This is a genomic window from Collinsella sp. AM28-11LB, from assembly GCF_003469895.1.
Taxonomy (GTDB): domain Bacteria; phylum Actinomycetota; class Coriobacteriia; order Coriobacteriales; family Coriobacteriaceae; genus Collinsella.
Map to the genome: position 1 here is coordinate 30,678 of NZ_QSKJ01000010.1, position 18,662 is coordinate 49,339.

General features: G+C 59.2%; 17 protein-coding genes and 1 other RNA gene. 8 read left to right on the forward strand and 10 right to left on the reverse strand.

Translation table 11 applies throughout. The annotated features are described in order from the left end of the window. The first annotated feature begins 9 nt into the window (after positions 1-9). The 7 genes from DW732_RS08020 (at position 10) to DW732_RS08045 (ending at position 7,718) form a co-directional block, all read left to right on the forward strand. Positions 10-1,170 (forward strand): DNA cytosine methyltransferase, encoded by a 1,161-nt coding sequence (locus DW732_RS08020; RefSeq protein WP_117734636.1) that lies wholly within the window; start codon positions 10-12, stop codon positions 1,168-1,170. Further along, on the forward strand, positions 1,139-2,146 hold the full coding sequence (locus DW732_RS08025; protein ID WP_233539408.1) for a DUF4928 family protein: 1,008 nt from the start codon (positions 1,139-1,141) through the stop codon (positions 2,144-2,146). Before DW732_RS08020 ends, DW732_RS08025 begins: the two co-directional genes overlap by 32 nt. Continuing rightward, on the forward strand, positions 2,136-4,703 hold the full coding sequence (locus DW732_RS08030; RefSeq protein WP_233539409.1) for a homocysteine S-methyltransferase family protein: 2,568 nt from the start codon (positions 2,136-2,138) through the stop codon (positions 4,701-4,703). The genes DW732_RS08025 and DW732_RS08030 overlap by 11 nt, the downstream gene beginning before the upstream one ends. A gap of 108 nt (positions 4,704-4,811) precedes the next feature. Further along, positions 4,812-6,176 carry a PFL family protein gene (locus DW732_RS08035; RefSeq protein ID WP_117734638.1) on the forward strand — a complete coding sequence of 455 codons (1,365 nt, stop codon included), beginning with the start codon at positions 4,812-4,814 and terminating at the stop codon, positions 6,174-6,176. A gap of 317 nt (positions 6,177-6,493) precedes the next feature. Next, entirely contained in the window at positions 6,494-6,658 is a 165-nt protein-coding gene (locus DW732_RS09985; RefSeq protein WP_199406600.1) for a hypothetical protein, read from the forward strand. Between the two features lie 38 nt (positions 6,659-6,696). Next, positions 6,697-7,260 (forward strand): hypothetical protein, encoded by a 564-nt coding sequence (locus DW732_RS08040; protein WP_233539412.1) that lies wholly within the window; start codon positions 6,697-6,699, stop codon positions 7,258-7,260. A gap of 158 nt (positions 7,261-7,418) precedes the next feature. After that, positions 7,419-7,718 (forward strand): YhbY family RNA-binding protein, encoded by a 300-nt coding sequence (locus tag DW732_RS08045; RefSeq protein ID WP_006234690.1) that lies wholly within the window; start codon positions 7,419-7,421, stop codon positions 7,716-7,718. Positions 7,719-7,788: 70 nt separating this feature from the next. Here DW732_RS08045 and DW732_RS08050 read toward each other — a convergent pair whose 3' ends face one another. From DW732_RS08050 to ssrA, 8 genes are all read right to left on the reverse strand, one after another. Next, positions 7,789-10,788: a BTAD domain-containing putative transcriptional regulator gene (locus tag DW732_RS08050; protein WP_118099245.1), complete on the reverse strand. Its 3,000-nt coding sequence runs from the start codon at positions 10,786-10,788 to the stop codon at positions 7,789-7,791. 448 nt (positions 10,789-11,236) lie between these two features. After that, positions 11,237-11,965 carry a glucosamine-6-phosphate deaminase gene (gene nagB, locus DW732_RS08055; protein WP_117734640.1) on the reverse strand — a complete coding sequence of 243 codons (729 nt, stop codon included), beginning with the start codon at positions 11,963-11,965 and terminating at the stop codon, positions 11,237-11,239. Between the two features lie 272 nt (positions 11,966-12,237). After that, positions 12,238-12,705 carry a PTS glucose transporter subunit IIA gene (locus DW732_RS08060; protein ID WP_306421699.1) on the reverse strand — a complete coding sequence of 156 codons (468 nt, stop codon included), beginning with the start codon at positions 12,703-12,705 and terminating at the stop codon, positions 12,238-12,240. Positions 12,706-12,805: 100 nt separating this feature from the next. Continuing rightward, complete coding sequence (gene glmM, locus DW732_RS08065) at positions 12,806-14,143, reverse strand: phosphoglucosamine mutase (RefSeq protein ID WP_118099246.1); 1,338 nt, start codon at positions 14,141-14,143, stop codon at positions 12,806-12,808. A 123-nt stretch (positions 14,144-14,266) separates the two neighbouring features. Next, positions 14,267-14,662: a 30S ribosomal protein S9 gene (gene rpsI, locus DW732_RS08070; RefSeq protein ID WP_022094634.1), complete on the reverse strand. Its 396-nt coding sequence runs from the start codon at positions 14,660-14,662 to the stop codon at positions 14,267-14,269. Between the two features lie 2 nt (positions 14,663-14,664). Beyond that, on the reverse strand, positions 14,665-15,108 hold the full coding sequence (gene rplM / locus DW732_RS08075; protein ID WP_022094635.1) for a 50S ribosomal protein L13: 444 nt from the start codon (positions 15,106-15,108) through the stop codon (positions 14,665-14,667). A gap of 157 nt (positions 15,109-15,265) precedes the next feature. Further along, positions 15,266-16,144, reverse strand: a complete 879-nt coding sequence (locus DW732_RS08080; protein ID WP_117734642.1) for a patatin family protein — start codon at positions 16,142-16,144, stop codon at positions 15,266-15,268. A 370-nt stretch (positions 16,145-16,514) separates the two neighbouring features. Continuing rightward, positions 16,515-16,878, reverse strand: a transfer-messenger RNA (tmRNA) gene (ssrA, locus tag DW732_RS08085). A gap of 239 nt (positions 16,879-17,117) precedes the next feature. Between ssrA and DW732_RS08090 the strand changes: the two genes are divergently transcribed. Beyond that, positions 17,118-17,552, forward strand: a complete 435-nt coding sequence (locus DW732_RS08090) for a hypothetical protein (RefSeq protein ID WP_117793970.1) — start codon at positions 17,118-17,120, stop codon at positions 17,550-17,552. Positions 17,553-17,610: 58 nt separating this feature from the next. On the opposite strand, the gene DW732_RS08095 is transcribed toward DW732_RS08090, so the two are convergent. Together DW732_RS08095 and DW732_RS09900 are read right to left on the reverse strand one after the other, a co-directional pair. Beyond that, positions 17,611-18,126, reverse strand: a complete 516-nt coding sequence (locus tag DW732_RS08095; RefSeq protein ID WP_158567385.1) for a PIN domain-containing protein — start codon at positions 18,124-18,126, stop codon at positions 17,611-17,613. Next, complete coding sequence (locus tag DW732_RS09900; protein WP_158567386.1) at positions 18,123-18,476, reverse strand: hypothetical protein; 354 nt, start codon at positions 18,474-18,476, stop codon at positions 18,123-18,125. The genes DW732_RS08095 and DW732_RS09900 overlap by 4 nt, the downstream gene beginning before the upstream one ends. Positions 18,477-18,662: the final 186 nt, after the last annotated feature.

The following is an 18,662-nucleotide window of genomic DNA, read 5'->3' on the forward strand; positions in this document are numbered from 1 at the left end:
AGCCAGTACATGCACAACATTCTGCAGTTCTCGCCACAACTTACCGCGCTTGAGTTTTTTTCAGGCATTGGCCTGGCTCGTGCCGGCATGGCAAAAGCCGGAATCAAAACAATCTGGGCAAACGACATAGACCATACTAAATGCGCCATGTACAGCCAGCGTTGGGGCGATGAACATCTAGTCGAGCAGGATGTCCACGCACTCGATCCCGACCTGATACCCCAAGCCGACATCGCATGGGCATCAAGCCCTTGCACAAACCTATCTCTCGCGGGGAACCGGGAGGGGCTTATCTCTGGCAAAGAGTCTAGTGCGTTCTTTGGCTTTATTAAGGCCATCGAAGGAATGGGCGATCGCGCCCCGCGGGCAATTGTTCTCGAAAACGTCATCGGCCTTGCGACGTCTAATAACAGTGATGACTTTAGACTCGTTTGCCAGGAATTTAATCGATTGGGCTATTCATGCGATGCCTATTTTATCGACGCACGGCACTGGCTTCCCCAGTCTCGCCCCCGCATGTTTGTCGTCGGATTAAAAAATCCCCTTCCCAACAGCCGACTCGATTCCTCGCTTCGACCTGAAAAGGTCTCCTGGATTCACTCCGACCCTTCGCTCATTACACACATCTCTCACCTAAACGAGCCGAGTCCACTTCGCATGACAGGCCTCGCAACGGTAGTTGAAAATATTCCCGAGGACGACAAGCGTTGGTGGGACAAGAACCAAGTGCAAGCATTTACCGATTCACTTGCGCCACATCAAGAAGATCGCCTTCAGCGCTTCTTAAATGCCAGTGCAAAAATTGTTCGCACTGCTTATCGTCGCACGCGGTCGGGCGTTGTACGCTGGGAAATCCGCGAAGAGGAAATTGCCGGATGCCTAAGAACGGCTCGCGGCGGCTCATCAAGACAGGCAGTCGTTATATGCGAAAACGGAAAGTTAAAAGTTCGCTGGATGACTGGAACTGAATATGCTCGTCTCCAAGGTGCCGGCTCATATCAATTTAGCGGCTTCTCGGATGCTCAGATTCGTTATGCATTCGGCGATGCAGTTGCCGTGCCAGTTGTCACCTGGCTTATAAAAAATGCAGTCAAGCCCGCGTTAATGTCTTCAAGGAATGGAGTGAGCGATGATGGAAATGGCAAATTACTCCTTGAGCGAGCCCAATAAAAACGTCTTGAATGCCATTGAGCTCTGGTACGAATCCAAGCGAAACAAGCGAGGCAATGTCAACCGCAACGTCATGGCGGTTGGCATAGGCATAAGCGAGCTGTTGCAAAACCGTTTCCCGCTCACCAACGATTACGTGCAATCGGACAAGGGGAGCCAAGTACGAGGCCTAAGTGGGGCATGCATCAAAACAGTTTTAGCCAGACATGGGGAAACGCGCGCCTTCGCATCAGAAGGCGGCAGGACCTCACGCGGCACGCTTCCAATGGCGCTTGAGCTTGCCGCGATCATCAACTCTACCCTGCCCAGCGACACTTGTGAAGACGCTCGTCTTGAAGCTGCGAATGCAATCGCCAACTTCTTCGTCGAGCGTATCCAGGTCGACTTCTTCAACCGGCAGAGAATCAAAGTCGAAATCGATCTTCAAAAACCAATTTCTGCCATTGTCGAAGATATCCTGGCCGAAGCAAGCCTGCGATCCGATAAACCAACAGGCACGGTCGCACAGCACCTGGTAGGTGCAAAACTTGAAATGTTATTTCCAACCATAGAAATCGGAAAGGACAACTCAAACGCTGCTGACCAGCAGACTGACCGTTCTGGCGATTTCCAAATCAATGATGCTGCATTTCATGTAACTGTATCGCCGATGGCCAAGTTGACCGATCGATGCCGAGATAACATTCGAAATGGCATTCGGCCCATCGTTGTTGTCCCCCGCAATAAAGTTTCCTTCGCTTACGGACTGTTCGAAAGTGAGGGGCTCGGCGATTGCGTACAGGTTATCGCGCTCGAATCGTTTATTGGCATCAATATTGAAGAATTATCGTTCTACAAGCGAAGCCTAATTCGATTAAATGTTGCACGACTTCTTGTCTACTACAACAAACGAATCGAAGACATCGAGCCCGACAAATCCCTACAAATAGAAATCCCTCAGTGGGCTCTAGACGAAATGGACGCACATGGCGAATAGCTCAAACATACTTATCACCCATGATTCTGACGGCGCTGCACTGGCGGCGCCTGTTGATGCTGCCCGTCGCAACGGCGCCGCGTACAAGACGCGCACGATCGACGACCTGCACATTAAGGATGAACGCCTGCGTGCGGCCATCGAGGGCACGGGGCACCTGCTGTTTGACGGCGGCATGGGCACCATGTTGCAGGCCGCCGGCATGAAGGCGGGCGCTCTGCCCGAGCTGCTCAACTTTGAGGAGCCCCAGGTTATCACCGATATCCAACGTCAATATGTCGAGGCTGGCTGTGACGTGATCACCGCCAACACCTTTGGCGCCAACGCCCACAAGCTCGACGGTGCTGCCACCGTGGCAGACGTCTTTGCCGCGGCCGTCACCTGCGCCCGCGAGGCCGGCGCCCGCTACGTCGCCGGCGACATCGGCCCCATCGGCGCCCTGCTGCGCCCCCTGGGCACCCTCAGCTTTGACGAGGCCTACGACCTCTTTGCCGAGGAAGTGCACGCCGGCGTCGCTGCGGGCGTCGACCTCTTTATTATCGAGACTATGACCGACCTGGCCGAGATCAAGGCGGCAGTCCTCGCCTGCCGCGAGAACTCCGACCTGCCCGTCTTTGCCACCATGACCTTTGAGGAAGACGGACGCACCTTCCTGGGCACGAGCCCCGAGGTCGCCGCCATCACGCTCGACGCCATCGGCGCCGACGTTTTGGGCATCAACTGCAGTCAGGGACCGGCCGAGCTCCGCGGGCTCGCCGAACGCATGCTCACCGTTACCGACAAGCCCGTTATGGTGCAGGCCAATGCGGGACTCCCCCGCGTGGACGACAACGGCAACACCGTCTTTGATGTCCAGACACCCGAGTACGCTGAGGCCGTCGCCGGCATGATCGAGGACGGCGTTGGCGTCGTCGGCGGATGCTGCGGCACCACGCCCACGCACATGGCCGCCTTGCGCACGCTCATCGACAACCACACGCCCAGCCCGCGTCACCGCAAGCCCAGCATGTCGGTCACGAGCGCCCAGACCGTGGTGGACCTTCCCTGCGACGGCCACAAGATCGCCGTCATCGGCGAGCGCATCAACCCCACCGGCAAAAAGCGCCTGCAGCAGGCCCTGCGCGACGGCGACCTGGACTACGTCGTGAGCCAGGGCATCAGTCAGCAGGAGCAGGGCGCTGACATCCTGGACGTCAACGTGGGCCTGCCCGAGATCGACGAGGTCAAGATCATTCAACAGGCGACCGAGCAGCTCCAAGGCTCCACGCTGCTGCCGCTGCAGATCGACTCCACCGATCCCGCCGCCGTCGAGGCCGCCGTACGCCGCTATGCCGGCAAGCCCATCATCAACTCCGTCAACGGCAAGCAGCAGATCATGAATGAGATCTTTCCGCTGGTCGCCCACTACGGCACCAATGTCGTCGGCCTCACGCTCGACGAAGGCGGCATCCCCGATACCGCCGAGGCTCGCTTCGCCATCGCCGAGCGCATCGTGGCCGAGGCCGCCCGCTACGGCATCGGACCGGACCGCATCCTCATCGACTGCCTGGTCATGACCGCCTCAACCAACCAGCGCCAGGCCGAGCAGATCCTGCGCGCCATGTCCCTGTGCAAGGAGCGCCTGGGCGTCAAATGCGCGCTCGGCGTGTCGAACATCAGCTTTGGCCTGCCCGCGCGGCCGCTCCTGGGTTCGGTCTTTTTGGCTGCCGCCTTTGGCGCTGGCCTGGACGCCCCCATCATGAACCCGGGTTCCAAGCGCTTTATGGATACCGTCTACAGCTATCGCGTCTTGAGCGTTGAGGACGAGGGCTCGACCGGATACATCGAGCGCTACGCCGGCTGGACCGATCCGTACAAGATCGCCGCGAACCCGGCGGCGGCCCAGGCGGTATCGACCGACGCTGCGCCCGCTGCTGGCACCGCCGGCACCGACGGCAACGACGACCCGATTCGTCGCATGGTCGTCTCGGGCCGCAAAGGCGAGATCGCCGCCGAGACCGAGCGTCTGCTGGCAGACCACGATGCCATGGACCTCATCAACAATCACTTTATCCCCGCCCTCGACGAGGTTGGTGTCCTCTTTGACCAGGGCAAGTTCTTCTTGCCGCAGCTTATGGCCTCGGCCGAGGCCGCACGCGTGGGCTTCGACACCATCAAGCGCCTGATGCCCGCCGGCGAGATTGCCGACAAGGGCAAGATCTGCGTGGCCACCGTCAAGGGCGACATCCACGATATTGGCAAAAACATCGTTAAGATGCTGCTCGACAACTACGGATACACCGTCTTTGACCTGGGCCGCGACGTCGATCCGCAGGAGGTACTCAAGACCGTCAAGAAGCGCGATATCAAACTCGTCGGCCTCTCGGCGCTTATGACCACCACCGTCGTGGCCATGGAAGAGACCATCAAGCTGCTTCATGCCGAGGTGCCGGACGTCAAGATCATCGTAGGCGGCGCCGTACTCACCCCCGAATACGCCAAGCAGATCGGCGCGGACTACTACGCCAAGGACGCCGCCGAAAGCGCCCGTATCGCCGAAGAGGTCTTTGGGCGGTAACACAACGGAAACAACCCCGCACCAAAACGTGCCGCACGCGCCACTTGGCACGTGCGGCACGTTAGAATAGAAAAGACTATGCTCGTTTTGGCAGATAGGAGCGCAAGGATGGCGATCACGCCCGCAGAAATCGCGGAAACCCGCGGCATGGTTGAGGAGCAGAACCTCGACATCAGGACCATCACCATGGGTGTTTCGCTCATGGGTTGCGGTGACGAGAACCTCGACCGCATGTGCACGAAGATCTACGACCACGTGACGCACACGGCTGAACATCTGGTCGAGACCGCCGAGAACCTCGAGCGCGAGTACGGTATCCCCATCGTCAACAAGCGCGTTTCCGTCACCCCGGTGGCGCAGATCGCCGCGTGCTGCAAGGATGAGGACCTCACCCCCATCGCGCATGCCCTCGACCGCGCGGCAGAGACGCTCGGCATCGATTACCTGGGCGGCTTCTCCGCACTCGTCCAGAAGGGCATCGGCGACGCCGACCGCCGCGTCATCCAGTCCATTCCGCAGGCGCTCGCCACCACGAGCCGCGTCTGCTCCAGCGTCAACGTCGCTAGCCTGCGCGCCGGTATCAACATGGATGCCGTGCTCATGGCCGCCCAGACCATCATCGACGCCGCCAAGCTCACGGCCGACCAGGATTCCGTTGGCGCCTCCAAGTTTGTCTGCTTTGCCAACATGGTCGAGGACTCCCCGTTTATGGCGGGCGCCGTCCACGGCGGTGGCGAGGCCGACGCCGTCATCAACGTAGGCGTCTCGGGCCCCGGCGTTATGGCCGCAGCCCTGGAGACGCTGCCCGATTCCGCATCGATGATGGAAGTCGCCGAGAAGATTAAGCAGACCGCCTTTAAGATCACCCGCGCCGGCGAGCTCATGAGCCGCGAGGCCGCCCATCGTCTGGGTGTCGAGAAAGGCATTGTCGACCTGTCGCTGGCTCCCACGCCTGCCATCGGCGACTCCGTCGCGCGCATCCTCGAGATCATCGGCGTGGGCACCTGCGGTGGCCCCGGCACGACCTGTGCGCTCGCCATGCTCAACGATGCCGTCAAAAAGGGCGGCGTCATGGCCAGCTCCAGCGTGGGCGGCCTCTCGGGCGCTTTCATCCCTGTGTCCGAGGACGCCGGTATGATCGCCGCCGTCGAGGCCGGTGCGCTTTCGCTCGAGAAGCTCGAGGCCATGACCTGCGTGTGCTCCGTCGGCCTGGACATGATCGCTATCCCCGGCGACACCCCGGTCGAGACCATCGCCGGCATCATCGCCGACGAGATGGCCATCGGCGTCATCAACAACAAGACCACGGCCGTCCGCGTGATCCCTGCCATCGACAAGGGCGTGGGCGACTGCGTCGAGTACGGTGGCCTGTTCGGCCGTGCACCCATCATGCCGGTGAACCCCAACGCCGGCACCGTGCTTGCCCATCGCGGTGGACGCTTCCCGGCACCGCTGAACTCGCTGAAGAACTAGCTGAGGGGTTCGGGCGAGGAGCCCCGGGGAGGGCAAATATATAAGGTCGCCTGCTCGAACAGTCCTGACTCGCACGGAGAGCACATTAAGTGCTCTCCGGCTCGTGCGGAACTCGCGATCGACCTTATATATTTGCCCTCCCCGGGGCTCCCACACAACGGGACCTCAGTTGGGTTCTATCCCGGTTGCAGTTGCTTCGCTCCTGCACCACTAGGCTGGTATGGCGGTTTGGCGTTGGATCGGTTCTTTCTGATATATGCTGGTTGCGGCTCTTCTTTTGGGAGGAGTCGCTTTTTTGTTGTAAGGGGAAATGGCCCGTGGCTGATGATTTGATTCATTCTGAGCTGCTTTCCGCGGATTGGAATGGCGAATGGTGCGCTTGCAAGCTAGTCGGCGGCGGGCTGATGATTCTTTTGAATGGGATAAGCGAGCTCGGCATTTTCGGCCACTTGAGACTGCTCCGTATGCCCGGGATTTTATAAAGCTATTGGCGCTTGAGCCCCGCGAGTCGGTGCTGGATATGGGATGTGGGGCTGGGTCGATTGCTATTCCGCTTGCTCAGGCTGGGCATCCTGTGATTGCGGCTGATTTCTCCCCTGCTATGTTGGGCACGCTTGATGCTGGCATTGAGTACTATGGGCTCGAGAATCGCATTACGCCGCTTGAGCTTGCTTGGGATGATGATTGGGATTTGGTTGGACCGGTCGCAAAGGCGGTGGATGTTGCCTTTGCCAGTCGGTCGGTTACGACGACTAATCTAAAAGGTGCGCTTGCCAAGCTTGATCGTACGGCTCGTCGGCGTTGTGCCGTCACGATGGTCGCCAACTCCAGCCCGCGCTATGATCTGCACCTGATGAACGCCATCGGCGCCTCCGTTACCTGCAGCAATGGCTTTGTGTATGCCTTTAATATCCTTATTCAGATGGGTGCGCTGCCGCAGGTCACGTACTTTGAATCGCATCGTCGCGATACCTTCGACAGCCTTGAAGCAGGTGTGGCGGATTTTTCCCGTATGCTCGAGCATGTCCGCAAGGTTCGTTGGGCGTTTATTGCATGGGAGCCGGTCTCTGCGCCCAGCTCATAGCCTGTTCGCAGCCCGCACCGCCCACTCACTTGGCATCCGCATTCTTTGCGAACTGGGCAAACGCACTCCACACCGCGCCGTTCCTGCGCTATCGTGGGACAGCTCACGTAGATTAAGGCCCCGTCGCGGGGCGCCCCATACATAGAAAGCGAGAACCCATGGCACTGACAGGAGCCCAAGTCAAGCAGCTTCGCAGCATGGCCCATCACCTCAACCCCGCCATCATCATCGGCAAGTCCGATGTCAACGAGGGCACCGTCGAGCAGACGGTCGCCTACCTGGAGAAGCACGAGCTCGTTAAGTGCTCCGTGCTGGACGGCTCCAGTCTTTCCGCCCGCGAGGCCGCCGAAGAGCTCGCTGAGCGCTGCCACGCCGAGGTCGTCCAGGTCATCGGCCGCAAGTTCTCGCTGTATCGAGAGTCCTCGCGCAAGGATATCGAGAAGATCAAGCTCGTCTAAGAGCCAATGATCCGGCGAGCCAACACATAGCAAGCTTACGGGCGCCCAAGTACTTCGGACGCCCGTTTTTTTATCGCTCGACCAGCACGCGGTTGAGCCGACCCTCCACCAAGTGCTCATATAGACGCCGCGTCTCGGGCTCGGGTACGCCATTGACCTGCTCCCTCAGATGGTGCATATGCCCGCTGTACAGCTCGACAATATCGCGCCTCCGCCCCGCCGCACTGTAGACACGCATGGCGCAGCGCACCATATCCTCACGCGCCGTTTCCTGCCGAAGCCCCGACTCCGCCAGCCAAATCGCCGACTGCAGATCGTTTTCTTCTAGAGCGGCATTTGCTCCCTTAATCATGCAATCGATGTACTTTGACTGCATAATGCGTCGCATACGCAAAAAGTAGGTGGGATTACAGCCATTGGGAACATACAGCGGTCCGGCATAAAGCTGCTCAATCTTAAGGCACAGCTCAACTAAATGGGGCCCGCGCGCACCCGTACGATTTCCCAAAACCTCACGGCTTATCTGGTCAAACAGCCGCACATCGGTCTTGACGTAGTCGCCATTGAGTCCGATACATTCATTTTGGATGAGTACACACGACTTGCCATCCGGCGTCGGTCCCAAAGCCGACCGCAAGCGCGATATCGTCGAGTACAGGTTGTTACGGGCGCTATTAAACTCGGCATGGGGCCACAGCTCCATTGCCAGCGTCTCGCGGTCGACGAGCGCATCCATGCCCAGTGCAAGCCGCTCGGCAAGCGTCGCCGCCTTCTTGCGGCGCCACATTTTGTCCGTGATGGGAAACCCGTCGCGCTCGGCGCGAAACGCACCAAACATGCGAATCTCGATATGGTCGATGGTATCAACGGCTTCAACCTCGCTGGCCTGGAACAGGCGCTCGCCCTCCCCTTCCAAATCGTCGCGCAGCGAGTACCGCGACAGCTCTCGCACGGGAAGCTTCTTGCGTATCCTGGCCGCCGGCTCGCCCAGACAATGCATGGCAAGGCGCGCAAAGAGCCGATACGATGGCTCTAGAATCCCCGCACGATTCATGGACATCCAGGCCGCAAGGTCGCTGTCTCGGCCCGCACAGGCCAAATGCAGCGCCACCATCCAGGCCTCCGCTCCACCAACCTGTGTCTGGCTTATATCGAGTAACTCCGCTTCCTCGCGCACCGAAACCATCGAGGTGTTACGCAGATACGCCGCGCGCTCCAGCAGCAATGCGTTATCGCGCATGTACGCAATCGACTCCTCGGCAAGTTTGAGCACTTGGACCGCACGGAACTTTGCATTAACCGGCCGTCCCTCTGCCAGCGACTGCCAGCCTTCTAGCAACAGGCCAAACAGCTGAATCTGGTTGTCGCGCATGCGCACGGCAAAACGATCGAGCTCGTTGAACGCCGCGTCGTCGGTTACCGGCAAGCCGGAAAGGAGCCGCCGTGCCGCCAACACCATACGCACCCAGATAGCCATCGCCTTAAGCCCACGTACGTCGAGCGCCTCCCGCACCACCGTCATCTCGTCGTCGCGCTCGTCGGTTCCCGCGAACGACCCATCAAAGAGCTCCACCAGCATGCTATCGGCCCGTGTAACAATCCCCGCAATGTCGAGCTCACAGTCGTAGGCCTTGCTCGATTTGAGCCGCTGTAGAACGCCGCCCTCATCTCCCCGCTCGGTCAGACAGCGCTTGACCTCGATATGCGCGGACAACATATCGAGTGCAGTATGGGATGTCTCGATTTCTGGCACGGCCAGGTTCGCAGGAAGCCCAAGCCCGTTGTCCCCATAGCAAACAGCCGTCAGTGTCTGGGCCACCCTCCATGAAACAGGGTCTATTTCGCAGGCCGCCCGTTCGCCCCCGCGCTCGATAACCGATGCCATATAGCGAGCGAGCTTTGTATTGGACACGCTGACCGCTGCCAGATATACGCCAAGCGCCTCGGCAGGCGTTGGCTCTGGAGCCGGATCGTCGACATCGATCGTGCCCAGCGCCGCTCGGCAGATATCGGCCCCGTGCCCCGTCAGAGCAAGATCGACCCCATACTGACCAGCAAGTTCAAGGACCGCATCACGGTCCAAAAAGGCGTCCGCTAGGCCCATCGCCGCATCGCATCGGCCCGCCTTAAGCAAAATCCGGGCCGCCCTCGGAACAAGTTCGGGGCGAACCTCGGCCACCAACTTACGCAAACGCAAGCGTCCGTTATCCTCCGTACCCAGACACGTAAAACTCCGCTCGGCGGGGTCCAAGCCAAAGATCGGGTAGTCGCGTACAAAGTAGGACTGGTCGACCATCGACAGCCTCACCCCACAAGCCTCGAGTTCTGCGATATTGCCCTCGCCCATCAAAATCATGAGACATGCCACGCAAAACAGCGCATTATTGTCGAGCGAAGCCAGATCGGCAAGTGCCGCGCCATATACGTTGACAATCTCGTTTTCGAGCAGACCGGCTACGTCGCCTTGGCCATACAGACCCGTCTGCAATGCCGAAACAAGCTCGGGCACGCCCTGCGTGAGCTGATAAAAGTCGAGCGACGTGCTGATCGAAAACGCCGATGCCCACGCCGAATACTCATAGGCATGCACCTTGAGCATCTGCGCATTGATCTTAACCGAATCGCCCAGCCCGTGAATCAGCTGACGATTTGAAGGACGGCAGGAGATAAAGACCCCTACCCCCATAGCGCGCAGGCCGCGAATCCTGTCGATGAGGTCTTCGGTATCGTGCTGATCGAGGTTTGGCACATTATCGATTGCGATAAGGGAGTGCGGTTTGTCTTTGAGTTCTTCGGTAACCACCTCGAGCTGCATAAACACCTCGCGCCCAATGGCGCGATCGGCCTCGATAATCCGCACGGGGCCTCGCGTCGGGTCGCATTTAACCTCATGGGTGTACTGCAGCAGCACCGAGGTCTTCCCAAACCCGTCGGGCGCATAAAGAACCACGATTCCGGCCTTTCGGCCCTTGGCTATAAGCTCATTCATCAAGCGTTCGCGGCGCACCATATAGCCTCCGCCCAGCGGCATCAGCTCGAGGTCGTCTATACTGCTCAAATCGTTTACCATGCCCACTCCTCAACTCGACCGTATGGACACTGTAACCGCAAGACCATACAGGCCGCGCTATGAATAGAGCGACCTTGTGCTTTAGGTTGTCTTTTGGTACGCAAGCGGCAAGTTTTTGTACAGCAAGGGCAGATTGTTATTAATCCCCCGACTAATCGGTCTTTAAGCAGGTAAATGAGCTTGTCAGCTTGTCCCATCTAAGCGGCAGTGTAACGTAAATGAACAAGGTTCAGCCATGTCATTCAACTCGCCTAGCACCCGCTACCGTCTACGACCTTTTAGTGGCATTTTTGCATATATTATGGTATGGGATGAATCAAGCTGTTGGGCATCCAGTATTCGTCAAGCTTGCGGCAAGATCTTGGTCAAGTGGGCGGAAAGGGATAGCAAAAAGGCCCCCGCAATGCGGAGGCCTTAGGCAAGGCTATGTCGAGGTGCAGGATTCGCGCTACTCGCAGAGCGAAAGGGCGGCCTCGTCGGCAACGACAACGCAGTTGGTGTGCAGCTGTAGGATCGAAGCCGGGCACTCGGGCGTAACCGGGCCATAGCACATGTCATGCACGGCCTGAGCCTTGGCCTCGCCGTTGGCGACGACCAGGATCATGCGGGCATACATGATGGTCTGGGTACCCATGGTGTAGGCCTGACGAGGGACATCGTCGATGCTGTCGAACAGACGGCTGTTGGCCTGAATGGTGCTCTCGGTGAGATCGACGCAGTGCGTGCCCTTGGAGAAGTGGTCGTCGGGCTCGTTGAAGCCGATATGACCGTTGTTACCAATGCCGAGCAGCTGCAGATCGGGATAACCGGCGGCAGCGACGACCTTGTCGTACTCAGAGCAGGCAGCGGCGGCATCGGGGTTGGAACCGTCGGGCACATGCGTGTTGTTCAGGTCGATGTTGATGTGATCGAAGAAGTTCTTACGCATAAAGTAGTGATAGCTCTGGGGATCGTCGTGCGAAAGGCCGCGATACTCGTCCAGGTTGTAGGTGCTGACCTCGGCAAAGTCGACGTCGCCCTTCTTGTACCAAGCAGCGAGCTGCTTGTAGGCACCGATCGGGGTAGAGCCGGTGGCAAGGCCCAGCACACAGTCGGGCTTGAGGATAACCTGCGCCGAGATAATATTGGCGGCCTTGCGGCTCATATCCTCGTAGTCTTTAGCTTTAATGATCTTCATTACGCATCCTTTCTCGTACAAGAGAGGCAAGGCTCCCCTTACAAGCACTTGCCCGCGGCCTGCGTCGGCCGCAACCAACGTGTGCGGCCACCAGGGCGAGGTCGCGTAATGTATGTGTCTCGTGTCTAGCCGCGTCGAGGCCCCTGCCCGTCCACGGTGACCCGAAGCCTTTTAGCTTCGGACAAATCCCATCTTGCCACGGAGGGCCCCCTCTTTCAAGGGCGCCCTCCGTAAACGTGTTTGAATTGTAGGCTAATGGCCACGTGCACTTACTAGCGCTCGCGAGCAACGATGAGCTGGTCCATCTCTTCGACATGCACGCCAACGGAGCCCTTGATGCTCGAGAACTCAACGGAGTTGCACACCAAGATGGGAACCGTCACATCGTAGCCCTCGGCAGCAATTGCCTCGCGATCAAACTCAATGAGCACATCGCCCTTATGGACGATGTCACCCACTTGCGCATGTACGGTAAAGTGCTTGCCCTCGAGCTGAACAGTGTCCAAACCAACGTGGATGAGCACGTCCAGGCCATCGACCGTGTTAAGCGCAACGGCGTGCCCCGTGGGAAAAATGGCCTCGACCTTGGCATCAGCCGGTGCAATCACACGCGTTCCGGTGGGCTGAATCGCCACGCCCTGGCCCAAAAGGCCGGTGGCAAACGTCTGGTCGTTTACCTCGGAGAGCGGAATGACGTCGCCCGAGATGGGAGCATCCAGCGTAAGGACTCGACCACGCATACCAAAAGACCTTAGGACTTTAGTGAACATGCTCCCCCTCGGACATACCAATCAATCAAATAGCCTTAACAGTTTACCACTTGGCACCCGTTTTTGACCATTAGGGAAGTTCGCGCTTGACAACCTCGACGATGTCGTCGACAACGCGCTGGGTCAGCTCGTGCGTCTCGGCCTCGGCCATCACGCGGACCAGTGGCTCGGTACCGCTCGGACGCACCAGAATGCGGCCGCGGCCGTCAAGCTCCTTCTCGGCAGCAGCGACGGCATCCCAGATGGGCTGGCAATCGTCCAGACCAGCCTTGTTGTCGGAATGCACGTTAACGAGTACCTGCGGGTACTTCTTCATGATACCGGCAAGATCGGTGAGGGTACGACCGGTGCGCTTGAGCACGGCCAGCAGCTGCAGAGCCGTCACCAGGCCGTCACCGGTGGTGTTGTGCTCCAGGAAGATGATGTGGCCGGACTGTTCGCCGCCGATGACGGCGCCATCCGCGAGCATGCGCTCCAGAACGTAGCGGTCGCCCACGGCAGTCTGAACCATCTCGAAGCCCTGCTCCTTCATAGCGATGGAGAAGCCAAGGTTGCACATGACGGTCGAGACGATCTCGGAGTTGGAGAGCTTGCCGCGAGCGGCGAGGTCAGAACCGCAGATAGCCAGGATGTAGTCACCGTCGATCTCATTGCCCTCGCTGTCCACGAACAGTACGCGGTCGGCGTCGCCGTCGTGGGCCAGACCAATGTCAGCATGGGTGCGCAGTACGAGCTCGCGCAGGGGCTCGAGGTGAGTGGAGCCGCACTCAACGTTAATGTCAGTGCCGCAGTAATCGGTGTTGATGGCATGGACCGTGGCACCCAAGCGCTGCAGAGCGGCGGGCGTAGTCTGGCAGGAAGCACCGTGACCGCAGTCGACGGCAACGACCAGGCCGTCGAGCCTCAGGCCATCAAGCGTATCGATGGCGTGGTCGACGTATGCCTTGCGGGCATCCTTCATCTTAATGATGTGGCCCACGCCGGCACCGGTCGGCAGCGTGTCGGCAGCCATGGCTTCTTCGGACATGACCCAGGCGCTGATCTCTTCCTCGACAGCATCGGGAAGCTTCATGCCCTTGCGGCTAAAAAACTTGATGCCGTTGAACTCCGGCGGATTATGCGAAGCAGAGATGACGATGCCGCCGTCGAGCTCGTTCTGAACGGTGAGCAGGGCCACGGCCGGCGTGGGGATGACGCCGCAGCAGTGCGGACGGCCGCCCTCGGCCATGATGCCGGCGGTCAGAGCGCTCTCGAGCATGGTGCCCGAAAGACGCGTGTCGCGGCCGACACAGATATCCGGACCAAGGAACTTGGTCGCCGCGCGGCCCAGGCGAAACGCGAGGTCGCACGAGAGGCCGGCATTGGCGACGCCACGGACGCCGTCGGTACCGAAGATGTTCTGGGGCATAGGATCGCTCCTTCCCTAGCAGGCGATATGCAACCGCCCACCCTAGTCGAAAAAGAAAAGCGGGACCCGCCGAGGAATCGGCAGGCCCCGCTTGTACATTGTATCTCGAAAGGAGATAAAACCTTAGCGCTTGGAGAACTGGGGAGCGCGGCGGGCCTTCTTGAGGCCGTACTTCTTGCGCTCGACCACGCGAGCATCGCGCGTAAGGAAACCGGCCTTCTTGAGATCAGCACGGTAGTCGCCAGCGTTCAGAAGAGCGCGAGCAATACCCAGGCGCAGAGCGCCAGACTGACCGGAGATGCCGCCGCCATCGCACAGAGCGATAACGTCGAACTGACCGGCGGTGTCGGTCACCTTGAAGGGAGCAAGGGCGTTCTCAACGAGCTGATGACGGCCGAAATACTGCTCGGCGTCACGCTTGTTGATGGTCACCTTGCCGGTGCCGGGGACGAGACGGACGCGGGCGACGGCGTTCTTACGACGGCCGGTACCCTGGTAGACAACGGTGTTCTCAGCCATCTTTAAGCCTCCAGCTCAATCTTCGTGGGGTTCTGGGCAGCGTGCGGATGCTCGGCACCAGCGTAGACCTTAAGCTTGGTCATCTGGGCACGGCCGAGGGTGGTCTTGGGCAGCATGCCGCGAACAGCGCGCTCGATGACCTTCTCCGGGTGCTTCTCCATAGCCTGGCGGAAGCTCTCAGCCTTAAGGCCGCCGTTGTAGCCGCTGTGGCGATAATAGGTCTTCGTGTCGGCCTTGTTACCGGTAAGCTGGACCTTATCGGCGTTGATGACGACAACGAAGTCGCCGCAGTCGCTGTTGGGCGTGAACTGAGGCTTGTTCTTACCGCGCAGGATCATTGCGATCTGGGTGGCAAGACGGCCCAGGACAGCACCATCGGCGTCGACGAGAACCCAGTTGCGCTGGACCTCGCCCTGCTTGGCGTAGTGAGTCGATTTCGAAATCACTTAGACTCCTCCATGTACAGTACGTGTTGTTACAGAGATTCACGGGGCTCTGCAAGTAACCCGTCCATATTACCCCGCTCGCCGTACGAGTCAACAGGTATTTTGGCTCCGACCAGAGTTTCTGCACATGTCGTCCATGGGTCATGACGTCGCGACACTAGCGCTCGACAAACGCCTCGATATCTCCCAGCAAGCGCTTTGCCTCCTGGCGGCCCTGAATATACAGGTCGAGGAGCTTTGCCGGATCGTGCTCAACATGGCCGACCTCGACCGGCTTTTGCGGAGCAACGACCAGCGCACGGCCCTCACGCTCATACTTCCACAGATGCATGCGCTGGATGTTATAGCGGTCGTGGCGCGTCTCGATAGCCTCAAGCAGATAGGGGTAGTCGGCATAGCGGGCTCGTGCGGCGGGCATAAACTCGTAGGGCTTTTTCTCGTACGAGCGGTCCTGCGTGACAATGACGACCGCGCGATCGAAGCCTGCCTCCTCCAGCACGTGCTCGATGGGGACCGAATCGGCTACGCCACCGTCGACGTATTTGTGCCCGTCAATCTCGACCGGTGGCGTCACCAGCGGCAGCGACGTCGATGCGCGCACGGCGTCGAGGTCGAGCACGGCACTTTTGACCGACAGGTACGCGGCGGTTCCAAAGAGCATGTCCGTCGCGACGGCGTACATCTCGATGGGGCTCGCGTCGAACGTCTCGCTGTCAAAGGGATCCAGGCGGTCCTGGACATCGTTGAAGATAAAGTCGTAGCCGACGATGGAGCCCGTGGACGCAAACGATGCGGCGCCCATGAAGCGGTTGTCGTTGCAGAAAGCCAGGTTGATGCGGTTAGCACGGCCGATCTGGTGCGACTTGTAGTTCACGCCGTTGAGGGCGCCGGCCGATACGCCATATACCGCCGGAATCTCGACGCCGGCCTCCATGAGAACGTCGAGCACGCCCGCGGTAAACTGCCCGCGAAAACTACCGCCCTCCAGGACGAGCGCGACCCTGCCGGCGTTCTTTGCTTTATCTTCTGCAGTCATGTTGACCTCCTGCTGTTTCGTTTTGGCCTTCTTCTACCCAGTTTTGGGATGGAGGGCGTGTAGGTTTTGGAGTTGAGGAGGGCGGGGCGGCTGGCGGAAAGCACGTCTCACCCTGCGTTGCTGCGGGGCACGGCAGGCTGCAGCGCGATCGGCATCGCATCTATATCTAGTCGAGGCATTGCGCGGAGAATCCGCGTATTTGCTTCGCAAATCCGCACCGGCTTCGGCCGCCTGCCGGCGTCCTCGCCCGCGGGCTAAAACGCTCACGCGTTTTCTTTACGCCCGCGCCCTGCATAGAGTTCGATTCTCCGCGGTACGGGCTGGAAATTAAAAGGCAGGTAGATACGAATATCTACCTGCCTATTACTTGTGGTGGAGGCGCGGAGAATCGAACTCCGGTCCACGAAAGCCCCCTGATTGGCATCTCCAAGCTCAGTCGCTGGTTTAGTCTCGGACGCTTTGCGCGCAGCGACACGCTCGCGCCGTCCCAACCGGTTCGGTCTTAACCTGCGCCATACCGATTACGTGCGCAGGAGCATTCCCCTAAAATGACGTCGCGCCGGTGTCGGGGAAATCACCGGGTTGACGCGCCGCTATAAATTAGGCAGCGAGAGCCATAGGCTCAAAAGAAGAGTTGTTGTCAATTCAATTTGACGGTACCCCTGTTTAACGAGGCAAGGAGACCTCGGCTTGCTTCCTCTCTCAGAGCTATCGTGTCGAAACCAGTCGCCCCCGAATGTCGGGAAAGTCTGGGTGGCATCGGGCGCACAAGCACCCAACAGCCGTCGACTTTTCAAAGAACACGCGGGACATGCGCCGCTTGTGGAGTGCTATCTTACCACGTTCTAAAGGCAGACAGCTGTTCTATGCACGAGCTGTGAAGACCACAATGTGTGCCGCACTTCGCACTTTTGCTACCGATCGCGTAACGTATATTTTCGCCAAACAAAATTGACCCGTCGAAAGGACCGTTATGGATACCAAGCAGCAACTCGTCAATGCCCTCGCAGGCCTGGGCTCAACCATTACCGAAGCTATGGATGTCATCGAGGGCTTTGTCCCCTGCGGACATCCCGCCCTCACGGTATCGAACGCACTCGTCGCGCTGGACGCTGACGATGATGCAGCTCTCGCCCAGCAGCTTGAGACCGTCGAGGACTTTATCGACCACGTGAGTGAGAACCGCGGCGTGGCCGCCTACCACGGCATCGAAGTCGAGCTCGCGGGTCCCAAGGCTGATCTGCTCGCAGCAATCCGCGAGGTAGGCGCCCTCATGCAAACCGCAGGCGTCAAGAACACCCAGGTCAACGAGTGGGTCTATCGCAGTCTGGCAGTACTCGACAGCTCCGACGAAAAGGCAGCCGAGCAGCTCGCAGAAAGTCCCGCCATTAAGGCCGAGCTTTTGTAAATAGCAGACGCGGGCCCCTTGGCTCATCGTCGTCCAAGAGGCCCGCAAGCAGTTCGCGTCAACCGATAGCCGCGCCACCGCGTTTGGCCAAAGCAAGAATCGGCATCATTTGACGAGGTGTCTTTGCTGCAAGATCGGCATGTTCGAGCAGTTTGCGATCGTTAGTTACCAAGTAATCAACCTGCGCGCGCTTGCATGCAGCGAGCACCAAGTTGTCCTCGTAATCGCGATGGAGCGTCAGATATTTGTCGGCCAGCCAAAGATCCGACGCATCTGCACCCACGGCCGTGGCGTTTTCGGTCATATTTCGAACAAACGCCAGCGCCGCATCGCCAATCGCGCGGGCAGAAGCCTCGTCGAGCGCTCCCCCGCTGGCAAGAACGCTACGCTTCAGCTCGTGTTGGACAACGTACAGCACGTCCTTAGCGATATGCACCGGAAAGAACAGCAACGCCCCCGTCTCCGTCGCCCGCCCAATAAACGCACGCGCGGCAAGCGACTCGGCATGGTCGACGCAAAACGAATCAACCCATACGTTGGCATCCACCATTATTTTGAGGGGAGCCCCGCTCACAGGATCATCCCCTTTTGGCGATAGCGCTCGTCCATGGCTTCCGAATAGATTGTGTCCCAATCGCGATCGTCGGATACGTGCGACGTAGCGATGCCCAGGTCCGCGTAAAGCTGATCCGCCGCCGCCCATGATGCGGCGAACGGAGTATCGGGCGCGACGGTCTGCCGCCGGTCGTCGACGGCCGCAAGCACTTCCTCGCACTGCCCGCCACCCTGCGCGACCTTGGCCACCACCTTTTTGATGAGCTCAGGCAGTGACCTGCCCGAAAGCTGCAGCGCTTCCTCGGCGCGCTCTTTAACCGAGCGATCTACGCGAACATTCACCTGCGCCATGCTGCCAACGGTAGCCATCTCAACCTCACCTTCAGCATTTACTAGCCGTGCTAGCACGATCATATATCTGAGCTAACATCTCGTCAAACAAAAGAAGGCCTGCACCCTGGCGGCTGCGGTGCCGCCAGGGTGCAGGCCATATACTCAATCGAAAACGCTAATGCAGGTACGCCTTTGCGTTGCTCAGGCTGTAGGCAATCGTCG

Coding starts and splice junctions, on each gene's coding strand:
- DW732_RS08020 (WP_117734636.1), top strand. CDS start 10: ATGCACAACATTCTGCAGTTCTCGCCACAACTTACCGCGCTTGAGTTT.
- DW732_RS08025 (WP_233539408.1), top strand. CDS start 1,139: ATGGCAAATTACTCCTTGAGCGAGCCCAATAAAAACGTCTTGAATGCC.
- DW732_RS08030 (WP_233539409.1), top strand. CDS start 2,136: ATGGCGAATAGCTCAAACATACTTATCACCCATGATTCTGACGGCGCT.
- DW732_RS08035 (WP_117734638.1), top strand. CDS start 4,812: ATGGCGATCACGCCCGCAGAAATCGCGGAAACCCGCGGCATGGTTGAG.
- DW732_RS08040 (WP_233539412.1), top strand. CDS start 6,697: ATGGGATGTGGGGCTGGGTCGATTGCTATTCCGCTTGCTCAGGCTGGG.
- DW732_RS08045 (WP_006234690.1), top strand. CDS start 7,419: ATGGCACTGACAGGAGCCCAAGTCAAGCAGCTTCGCAGCATGGCCCAT.
- DW732_RS08050 (WP_118099245.1), bottom strand. CDS start 10,788: ATGGTAAACGATTTGAGCAGTATAGACGACCTCGAGCTGATGCCGCTG.
- nagB (WP_117734640.1), bottom strand. CDS start 11,965: ATGAAGATCATTAAAGCTAAAGACTACGAGGATATGAGCCGCAAGGCC.
- DW732_RS08060 (WP_306421699.1), bottom strand. CDS start 12,705: ATGCGTGGTCGAGTCCTTACGCTGGATGCTCCCATCTCGGGCGACGTC.
- glmM (WP_118099246.1), bottom strand. CDS start 14,143: ATGCCCCAGAACATCTTCGGTACCGACGGCGTCCGTGGCGTCGCCAAT.
- rpsI (WP_022094634.1), bottom strand. CDS start 14,662: ATGGCTGAGAACACCGTTGTCTACCAGGGTACCGGCCGTCGTAAGAAC.
- DW732_RS08080 (WP_117734642.1), bottom strand. CDS start 16,144: ATGACTGCAGAAGATAAAGCAAAGAACGCCGGCAGGGTCGCGCTCGTC.
- DW732_RS08090 (WP_117793970.1), top strand. CDS start 17,118: ATGGATACCAAGCAGCAACTCGTCAATGCCCTCGCAGGCCTGGGCTCA.
- DW732_RS09900 (WP_158567386.1), bottom strand. CDS start 18,476: ATGGCTACCGTTGGCAGCATGGCGCAGGTGAATGTTCGCGTAGATCGC.